At 66.2% G+C, this 9,044-nt stretch carries 7 protein-coding genes; 3 read left to right on the forward strand and 4 right to left on the reverse strand.

The features are described from left to right. The first annotated feature begins 523 nt into the window (after positions 1-523). Entirely contained in the window at positions 524-4,960 is a 4,437-nt protein-coding gene (locus tag BSZ36_RS05055; RefSeq protein WP_094546628.1) for an Ig-like domain-containing protein, read from the forward strand. A 121-nt stretch (positions 4,961-5,081) separates the two neighbouring features. On the opposite strand, the gene BSZ36_RS05060 is transcribed toward BSZ36_RS05055, so the two are convergent. Both BSZ36_RS05060 and BSZ36_RS05065 read right to left on the reverse strand, forming a co-directional pair. Further along, positions 5,082-5,351 carry a hypothetical protein gene (locus tag BSZ36_RS05060; protein ID WP_094546630.1) on the reverse strand — a complete coding sequence of 90 codons (270 nt, stop codon included), beginning with the start codon at positions 5,349-5,351 and terminating at the stop codon, positions 5,082-5,084. Positions 5,352-5,363: 12 nt separating this feature from the next. Then, positions 5,364-5,762 carry a hypothetical protein gene (locus BSZ36_RS05065; RefSeq protein ID WP_094546632.1) on the reverse strand — a complete coding sequence of 133 codons (399 nt, stop codon included), beginning with the start codon at positions 5,760-5,762 and terminating at the stop codon, positions 5,364-5,366. A gap of 149 nt (positions 5,763-5,911) precedes the next feature. Here BSZ36_RS05065 and BSZ36_RS05070 point away from each other — a divergent pair, with 149 nt between their 5' ends. After that, positions 5,912-6,733, forward strand: a complete 822-nt coding sequence (locus tag BSZ36_RS05070) for a hypothetical protein (protein ID WP_094546634.1) — start codon at positions 5,912-5,914, stop codon at positions 6,731-6,733. Between the two features lie 43 nt (positions 6,734-6,776). Here the strand turns inward: BSZ36_RS05070 and BSZ36_RS05075 are convergent, their stop codons facing one another. Beyond that, complete coding sequence (locus BSZ36_RS05075) at positions 6,777-7,163, reverse strand: hypothetical protein (protein WP_094546637.1); 387 nt, start codon at positions 7,161-7,163, stop codon at positions 6,777-6,779. A gap of 342 nt (positions 7,164-7,505) precedes the next feature. On the opposite strand from BSZ36_RS05075, the gene BSZ36_RS05080 reads away from it, so the two are divergent. Continuing rightward, entirely contained in the window at positions 7,506-7,943 is a 438-nt protein-coding gene (locus tag BSZ36_RS05080) for a Panacea domain-containing protein (RefSeq protein ID WP_094546639.1), read from the forward strand. Positions 7,944-8,433: 490 nt separating this feature from the next. Here the strand turns inward: BSZ36_RS05080 and BSZ36_RS05085 are convergent. Beyond that, a partial coding sequence (locus BSZ36_RS05085) for a hypothetical protein (RefSeq protein ID WP_218827562.1) occupies positions 8,434-9,044 on the reverse strand: 611 nt, incomplete at its 5' end.

Here is a 9,044-nt window from a genome sequence, read left to right on the forward strand (position 1 = left end):
TTCACCACCTGTCGACGCGCCGTCGGGGCTGCTGCTGTCATGCTGCAGCAGCCCAGAGCGCCGCCGCTGAAGAGCCTCTGACGAGGCCTACGTGCGGGTTCCTCGTCCTCACGCGCACGATTCAGGGTCGTGTGTCCTCACGGACGTGCTGGTTCGATTCCAGTCTCGGGCACTTAGCCTTCGGGCTTGGCCCCTAAGTCACAACGACTTAGGGGCCTTTCTGTTTGGGGCGGGTACAGGATCGGGTACAGGTTTTTGAAATTTTTGCTCGACGGCTAAGGGGCGCCAGATAGCAATTCGGTCCACAGTTCCAAGAGCGGTAGAGATGGATGCGGTGGCCGAACGGACAGGCCGCGTTACAACGAGGCGCAATTGATGGCGCTCCCTCGGGGACACGGATGAACCTCACACGGGCCACACTGTCGGCAGAAGTGGGCTCGGCCTCTGGCGCGGCAGCAATTTTAGCTGAAACGCTTAGCTTTGGCACTCGAACGCAAGTTGTCCCCTCAGGCTGCAAGCCTATATGCGCATCCCTTTCCATCTCGCTGCGCTCTCACTTCTTGCAGCGCTTCTAGTACCCACCACCTCCGCTCAGACGTTCTCGCCAGAGGCCACATCGTTCGCTGTTGAGGCTGAGGCGCAGGGCCTCGCGGCGCCCCAAGCTCGCGCTCTCGCCGACGCCGTGGAGGCGGCCGTGGACAAGATGGCCGACCAGAACGAAGACCAGATCTTACGCGCGAGCAACGGCGGTGCGGGCGACTTCTTCGGTTTCTCCGTGTCGCTCTCGGGCGGCCGCGCCCTCGTCGGCGCGCTTGGGGAGGACGGCCCGACGGGCGGCACGAGATCCTCTGGGGCGGCGTACGTCTTCGACTTCGACGGCACGTCGTGGGCCGAGACCGCCATCCTACGCGCGAGCAACGCCGAGGTGGACGACCAGTTCGGGCGTTCCGTGTCGCTCTCGGGCGACCGCGCCCTCGTCGGCGCGCCTGGGGAGGACGGCCCGACGGGCGGCACGAGATCCTCTGGGGCGGCGTACGTCTTCGACTTCGACGGCACGTCGTGGGCCGAAACCGCCATCCTACGCGCGAGCAACGGCGGTGCGGGCGACTTCTTCGGTTTCTCCGTGTCGCTCTCGGGCGGCCGCGCCCTCGTCGGCGCGCTTGGGGAGGACGGCCCGACGGGCGGCACGAGATCCTCTGGGGCGGCGTACGTCTTCGACTTCGACGGCACGTCGTGGGCCGAGACCGCCGTGCTCCGCGCGAACGACGCCGAGGTGGACGACCAGTTCGGGTCCTCCGTGTCGCTCTCGGGCGACCGCGCCCTCGTCGGCGCGCCTGGGGAGCGCGGCGCGTCGAACGGCACGAGCGGCTCTGTTGCGGCCTACGTCTTCGAGCTCTCCGGCGGGGCATGGGCCGAGACCGCCGTGCTCCGCGCGAACGACGCCGAGGTGGGCGACATATTTAGAGTCGCGGTGTCGCTCTCGGGCGACCGCGCCCTCGTCAGCGCGTACTTGCTGGACTTCCCGGAGAACTACGAGAACGCCTCTGGCGCGGCCTACGTCTTCGAGCTCTCCGGCGGGGCATGGGCCGAGACCGCCGTGCTCCGCGCGAACGACGCCGGGGCTGGCGACTTCTTCGGGTCCTCCGTGTCGCTCTCGGGCGGCCGCGCCCTCGTCGGCGCGCCTGGGGAGGCCGGCCCCAAGGACGGGATGACCTTCTCTGGCGCGGCGTACGACTTCGAAGTGAGCGAACCGCTGACTGCGGTCAGCGATGCCGTCACCATCGCCGAGGACTCTACTGCCGTCATCCCCGTGCTCGACAACGACACCGGAAACGGGCTCACCATCATGTCAGCCTCGGGTGCGAGCCACGGCACGCTCACCGTCCTCTCCTCGGCGTCCGCTCCAGACTCCATCCGTTACGTCCCCGACCCAGACTTCTTTGGGACCGACCAGTTCGTCTATGTGGTCACGAGCGGCGGCGAGCAGGCAACGGCGCTTGTTGATGTCACTATCACGCCGGTCAACGACGCGCCTGTGGCGGTGACCGACGAGGTGACCACGAGCGAAGATGTCACGGTTTCGGTCGATGTGCTCGCCAACGATACGGATCCCGATGGCGATGACCTCTCGATCACTGGCATACCTGAGCAGCCTGACAACGGCGTGGCCGGAATTCAGAACGGACTCCTGGTCTACACACCCAATGCCAACTACCTAGGGGAGGACCTCGTGCTGTACACAGTTAGTGACGGGATTGAAGACACGTTTGGCCGCGTGATGATCACCGTCAACGGGTTAAACGACGCCCCCGTCGCTGTGGACGATGTGGCTGTTACGGACGAGGACGAAGCTGTAACGATCACGGTCCTCGTCAACGACTCCGACCCCGACACAGGCACCGAGCTCGCCATCGTCAACGTCTCGGACCCCTCGAATGGCTCCGTCACGCTCAACGACGACGGGACCATCACCTACACGCCAGAGGCCGATTTCAACGGCACGGACCGCTTCGACTACACCATCGATGATGGCGGCGGCCCTGTCGGCTCTCCCCAAAGCGTTGTGAAGCGGGCGCGCTCCATTGCGACGGTCACGGTCACGGTCCGCCCCGTCAACGACGCGCCTTTGGCGGAGGCCGATGTTGTAAGCACGGTCGAGGACGAGGCTCTGGAAATCGCCGTGCTGGCCAACGATACCGACGCCGATGGCGACGACCTCACGGTCACCGCGCTCGGCGACCCCGCCAGCGGTTCGGTTTCGACCGATGGGACCTCGGTGACCTACACGCCAGAGGCCGACTTCAACGGCACCGACGAGTTCACGTATGTAGTCGCAGACGCCGCTGGCGTCACGGCGCAGGCGACGGTGACAGTCACCATCCGTGCTGTTAACGACGCCCCTGTGTTCACGTCTGAGCCCGTCGCGACCGTCCGTGAGGGCGCGCTCTACCGCTACGACATCGTCGCCACCGATGTCGATGGAGACGATGTGTCGTTCTCAGCCACCGACCTCCCGTCATGGCTCACGCTCACGGGCAACGGCGACAACACAGCGTCTCTTACGGGCACGCCTACAGATTCAGAGGTCGGATCCTACGAGATCGTCCTGACGGCGCAAGATGCGACAGACGCCACCTCCCAGGAGTTCTCGCTCTCGGTGACGGACGAAGAGAACGCGCCAGTAGCCAACGCCGACACGGCGGAGACGCCAGAGGACACCGCGGTGACCGTCGATGTGCTAGCCAACGACACCGATGCCGACAACGACGCGCTGGAGATCTCGGGCGTCTCGGAGGCACCGCAGAACGGGACGGCGGAGCTCGCAGACGGCGGAGTCCGGTACACGCCCGCTGCGGACTTTGTGGGGACGGACGTCTTCCGGTACACCGTCACCGATGGCCGTTTCACGAGCGCGGCGCGGGTCACCGTGACTGTCGGCGGGCGTAATGACGCGCCCATCGCGGTAGACGACGCCGTCTCGACGGCTGAGGACGTGGCTGTCGTCGTGCAGGTGCTCGCCAACGACTCCGACCCCGACGACGGAAGCGCGCTTGCGGTCACGTCGGTCTCCCAGGCCGCTCACGGCACCACGACTGTCGACGACGACGGCGCGGTCACCTATACGCCAGAGGACGACTTCAACGGCACCGACGAGTTCACGTATACCGTCGACGACGGGCAGGGCCCGGTCGGGAGCCCGACGGGGCTTCGGAAGGCGACCTCGCAGGCCACCGTCCGCGTGACGGTCACGCCCGTCAACGACGCGCCCGTCGCGAACGACGACGTGGCGTCCACCGGCGAGGACAACCCCGTGAGCATCGAGGTGCTGGCCAATGACACCGACCCCGACGGCGATGCGCTGAGAGTGAATGCTGCCGGCGGCGCGTCGTTCGGAGATGTCGCCATCTCTGGAGGGATGGTCGTTACTTACACCCCAGATGACGGCTTCACCGGCCAGGACTCCTTCCTGTACACCGTCTTCGACGGCAACGGCGGCACCTCGCAGGCGAGGGTGTCGGTCACGGTCTCCGACCTCTCGCCCGTAGCGCGCGACGACGCGGCGACGACGGTCGAGGACACCGCCGTCTCTATTGACGTGCTCGCCAACGACGAGAGCCGCGTAGGCGAGCCGCTGTCGGTGGCTTCCGTCTCAGGCGCAAGCAACGGGACCGTCTCGGTCGAGAGCGCCGGGACGGTGCTCTACACGCCAGAGGCCGACTTCTCGGGCGAGGACACATTCACGTACGCCACCAGTGACACCGGAGGCTCGGCCTCAGGCACTGTGACGGTCACCGTCACATCGGTCAACGACGCGCCACTGGCCTCAGTCGTCACCGCACCGAGCGGCACGCTCATGCTCTCCGGCGATCAGGGGACACCCGTGCCTCTGGCGTGGAGCGCGGCGACCGACCCCGATGGGGACGCGGTTGATTACCGGTGGGAGCTGGCCTCGACAGCGTCGTTCGCTACGAGGCTCCTTACGGTCACGAGTTCTACGACGAGCGCGGAGACCACCTACGGCGCGCTCGCGGACGCGCTCGCGACCATCGGCATCGGCGCTGGACAGAGCATTGAGGTGTTCCAACGCGTGGTGAGCTCAGACGGAACGCTGGAGACGGCGGGGACGGCGTCGGCGCTGACCATCGAGCGTGGCGTGATGACGGCTGGCGAAGACTCCGCGCCTCTGGCGTTCGGCCTCTCCGCAGGGGCGCCGAACCCGACGCGCGGCGCGCTGACGGTGCTCGTAGACCTACCGAGTGCGTCTGCCATTCACGTCGAGGTCTTCGACCTGCTCGGCCGTCAGATGCACGAAATGGAGGCGCAGTTAGCGGCAGGCAGAGACGTAGCACTTGCTATTGACCTTAGCGCGCTGCAACCGGGCATCTACGCCTATCGCGTGACGGCGTCGCTGCCCACGGGCGAGGAGGTACGGGCAGGGCGGGTGACACTCGTCCGCTAAGATGGTCCGTAGTCTGCGGCTTCTGTGTAGAGCTAGCTTGCACGCAATCGGGCGGCTCGCGTAGCCGCGCCGGTTGCTGTTTCGGCGGCCCGTTCTCTTGCGAGGGCGGGCCGCCGATGTTTTAGCCCTCCACCTTGCGCAGCCTGTAGGCGGGCGCGTCGGCGGTGTACCCGGCGAACGTCTCTAGGATGGAGAGGCAGAGCGCGGGGCTCGCCGTGTCCGGGTTCACCGCGCGGGAGACGGCAGGCCGCTTCTTGCCCAGCTTCTCCGCCGCGCTCGCGTGCGTCTCGCCAGAGGCCTCCAGCGCGTCGCGGGCGAGCACGGCGAGTTCGGCGGCGGTGTAGTAGGACCCCGCGCGGAGGCGGGGCGTGGGAGCGTCGGTGGAGGCCATAGGAGGGGATGGCTAGGCCGCGAGCTTCGCGGCGTGTTCGAGCGCCGATGTGGCGGCGGCTTCGAGGGCGGCGGGGTCCGGCCTCTGGCGCGTGACGCGGACGAACCCCGTCGCGGCCTTGACGGTCGCGGCGCCGGTCTGGCGGTCGCGGGCCTTCCTCTCGCGGAGGGCGCGCTCGGCCTCTTGCGTCGCGGGAGGGTACGCGTAGGAGCGGGTGACGGCGGCTTCGAGGGAGAATCCGTGGGCCTCCGCGCGGCCGTCGTCCTCCACCTCTAGGGCGTCGTAGATCGTCGGCTCCAGCGCCTTCATCTCGGCGGTCAGCGCGCGCACGCGCTCTTTGAGGTCGAGGTAGCGGCGGAGGTCTTCGGGGTCGTCCAACGCGCGGAGCGCGGAGTATCGGGGCGTGGGCATGGGGCCGGTTGCTGTGTGTCCACAAGGTACGGCCCTGACGGTGGTGTTGGTAACAAAAAAAGATACGGTCAGGGCCGGTTTGTTCTTGACATGAGTAACAAATATTGTTACCATGTGAGTACAGCAACCGGCCAACGCGCCATCCGACAATGTTTAACCGCACCGACTTCTACGACGCCTCCTTCGCCACCGCAGCCCACGCCGACGAGATCGGAGACGCGGGCTACCGCGCGGGTCTCAACGGCGAAGCGTTCAACGCTCCTACCTCGCCCGCGGGCGCCTACGACATCTACGCCGAAGCCTTTGAGGAGGGGCAGGCGGAGCGCGAGGCGCACGCCCCCGCAAGCGGCCCGGCGCCGTCCGCCGACTTCCCCATCCTCGCGCGTCAGGAGGCCATTGAGGAGGACGCCGCCATCGTGTACGCGCACATCCGGGCCTCTGGCGTGAGCTTCGATCTCTCCGCCAAGATGGAGCAGGCCGAAGCGTACAGCCTGAGGGCGGGCGGGTCGTCCCTCGCCATCCCGTCCAAGTTGACCGGCGTGCGGCCTCTGGCGTCACGGATCGGACGGCTCGCGGACTACATGGACGAGACGGGCGCGGCATTCGTGCCATGCGTCCTACACGCGACGACCGAGGGTCGACGCCCCGGCATCGCGGTCTTCGCCGCGCCGAACGGGCGCGCGGGCTGCTACGTGATTGGGCACGTTCAAGACAAGCACGCGGGCTGGCTTCTCCCGCTCCTCAACGCGAGCAAGGCCGGGACGGTCACGGACGCCACGCCGGTTCGCGTCCACGTCACGGCGGTGACGGGTGGCGAGTCAGATCGACCCACGCGCGGCGTCAACATCGTCATCTCCGGCGTGAGCGCGGCCATCGTGGACGCGCACGCCGACCGGGACGCGGACGAGGCGGCGCTCGAAGCGGCCTACGAGTCCGGCGACCTCGCGGCCATCGAGGCCGCGGGCGCCTGAGCCGATTCGCCCCGCTGGCGCCAGAGGCCGGCGGGGCGCGTGCTCAGAAGGGGACGTTGCCCGGTCCCTGCGGGGTGTACCCGTCCGGGCCGTGCGTGAGAAGCTCCGCGCGGCGTAAGGCATTGAGCGCCGCGCGGGTGCCTCCGGCGTCGAGGCCGAACCGCTTGCCGAGCGCGATGGCTTCGGTCTCGGTAGAGCGGGGTTTGAGCGAGCGCCAGAGGTCGGCGGCGCGGGTCGCTTCGGCTTCGGCGGCTTCGAGGAAGGGCGGGACGCCGTTGGGGTCGGCAGCCCAGCCGCCAGCGTCCCGCGCGAGTCGTCGTCGCTGCTGCCCAGTGCGGTAGTCCGCGAGGTCTCGCTTGGCCTCTGGTGAAAGTGTAGCCGCAAGCGCTAGAGGCAGGCTACGGAGGTGGTGGGACGGCTTCCTCGGCATCTCGCAACCTACGGCGAAGCTGTTGCACCGTGCCCGCGGAGATAGGGTGGCGTCGTTTACATGGGCTCATTGCTTCGCGTCTCATGTGCTTCGCCTAAAGCCGTGTACTTACGGAGCAGCCGTCTTCTCTGCGTCCCTGCACTAGAGCGTCTCCGTGGATTTAAAGACAGGGCGAAACCCCGTGCCATGACGCGAATATGTGACACTGAGCCGTCACTGCCGCCTCCGAACCTGCTCTCTTACCTCAAGGTTGCATTAGGGGATACCACTCGTTACTCCTTGGCGCCCACATTGATTGTTACTCAGCGGCGCTTTACCTTCGCTGCCCAAGTCCGCGGTCCCATGCATACTGCCTCTGACATCGCTCGCTACTTTATCTGGCGCACTGAGCCAGAAGAGGGTGATGTGATGACGAACCTCAAGCTCCAGAAGCTTCTTTACTACTCCCAGGGTCTACACCTCGCTTTGCGAGAGGAACCGTTGTTTGAAGACCCAATTGAAGCATGGCAGTATGGACCTGTGGTCCCAGACGTATATCATGAGTACAAGCAGTACGGGCGTGGTGCTATTCCGGAGCCAGAAGGCTTCGATCTCACAGACTATGACGCGGATGTACAGGAGGTGTTAGATGAGGTGTTTTCTGTATATGGGCAGTACACCGCGACTGCGCTGATGAAGTTCACTCACAACGAGGCCCCATGGAAAGAGACCGAGCGTAGTGCAGTGATTACACGCGATTCAATCAAGGCGTACTTCGATACTCAGGTCGTTGGCGCGTAGGTTCAAACAACCCAAACCGCAGCGCGGGGCGCACGTCCAGGCCCCCTCCGTGCCTGAGGACTACGACAAAGAGAGCCCGGCTTTTTGTCTCCGGCATCTTCAGAAGGGTTATCACTTGGACGATTGTTCGCCCGAGGACAAGGCTTCGTTTGCGATGGCGCAAGTTACTAGGAGCAAGTTGTCGTGGAAGCAGCTCCGGTCCGCACATCGGCACGGCCTCGGTAGCGAGAAGATTACCCACGATAGCATCAATGCCGGAATTCCAGAGCAGATCACTGAGGATGTTACTCTTCTTGCATTCCGATTCAGCGGCAAGAAGCCGATGGTGGGCTACCGTGAGAGAGAGATATTCCGAGTAGTATGGCTAGACCATGATTTCTCTCTATATGATCACGGTTGATGTAGGCTGAATCACGTCCGGTGAATGCCTCGCGTTTGCAAAGTCCAAAACCGTCGCGTGTCCCTCAACGCAACCACCGTCAGAGGCCGCTCACGCCGTGCTCACGTTCACCTCTCTCGGGTCCGGCATAGAGTCCCCCGAATGCACGGGCAATGCCATAGGCACCTCTGAGGCCTCTGGCGAGAGAGCCGAGTAGAGCCCGCGCCGGTGTGCCCGAGGAGCCGCTAGAGCCCCGCGCTGAGCACGAAGGCGCTCGCTCTCGTGCCGATCCGCGGCCCGGGCCTCCTCTCGCTCCGCCTTCCGCAGCGCTGCCACCGTCGCGAGGGCGCGGACGTGACGGGTCTGCGCCGCGCTCAGCCGGTTCTCCCAGCCTCTGGCGGCGTTGTTGAAGTACGAGCCCGAAAGCGCCGACACGTACCCCCGCGTCACCTTGTCGAGCACGATGCGGGCGTTGGCCGCTTGCTCGCACGCCGCCCGCACGAGGGGGCCGTCGTCGGGCCGCGCGAGCTCCGCCGCGTGGCGCTCGATCTCCAACTCCGCCAGCGCGACGGCGGCGCCGGTCGCGTCCGTGGGCGTGCCCTCCACGTCCACGCCGGTCACGAACCCCGCTAGGGCGCGACGGGCGAGGGCGCCCGAGAGCGAGCCGAAGCACTCGGCGGGGAACGCGGCCAGCGCGTCCCGCACGGCGTTGACCTCTTGCC

Source organism: Rubricoccus marinus (assembly GCF_002257665.1).
GTDB classification, from domain to species: domain Bacteria; phylum Bacteroidota; class Rhodothermia; order Rhodothermales; family Rubricoccaceae; genus Rubricoccus; species Rubricoccus marinus.

What these genes read in the sequence shown, in the direction of transcription:
- BSZ36_RS05070 (WP_094546634.1), top strand. Translation starts at nt 5,912, where the DNA reads ATGTTTAACCGCACCGACTTCTACGACGCCTCCTTCGCCACCGCAGCC.
- BSZ36_RS05080 (WP_094546639.1), top strand. Translation starts at nt 7,506, where the DNA reads ATGCATACTGCCTCTGACATCGCTCGCTACTTTATCTGGCGCACTGAG.
- BSZ36_RS05065 (WP_094546632.1), bottom strand. Translation starts at nt 5,762, where the DNA reads ATGCCCACGCCCCGATACTCCGCGCTCCGCGCGTTGGACGACCCCGAA.
- BSZ36_RS05060 (WP_094546630.1), bottom strand. Translation starts at nt 5,351, where the DNA reads ATGGCCTCCACCGACGCTCCCACGCCCCGCCTCCGCGCGGGGTCCTAC.
- BSZ36_RS05055 (WP_094546628.1), top strand. Translation starts at nt 524, where the DNA reads ATGCGCATCCCTTTCCATCTCGCTGCGCTCTCACTTCTTGCAGCGCTT.
- BSZ36_RS05075 (WP_094546637.1), bottom strand. Translation starts at nt 7,163, where the DNA reads ATGCCGAGGAAGCCGTCCCACCACCTCCGTAGCCTGCCTCTAGCGCTT.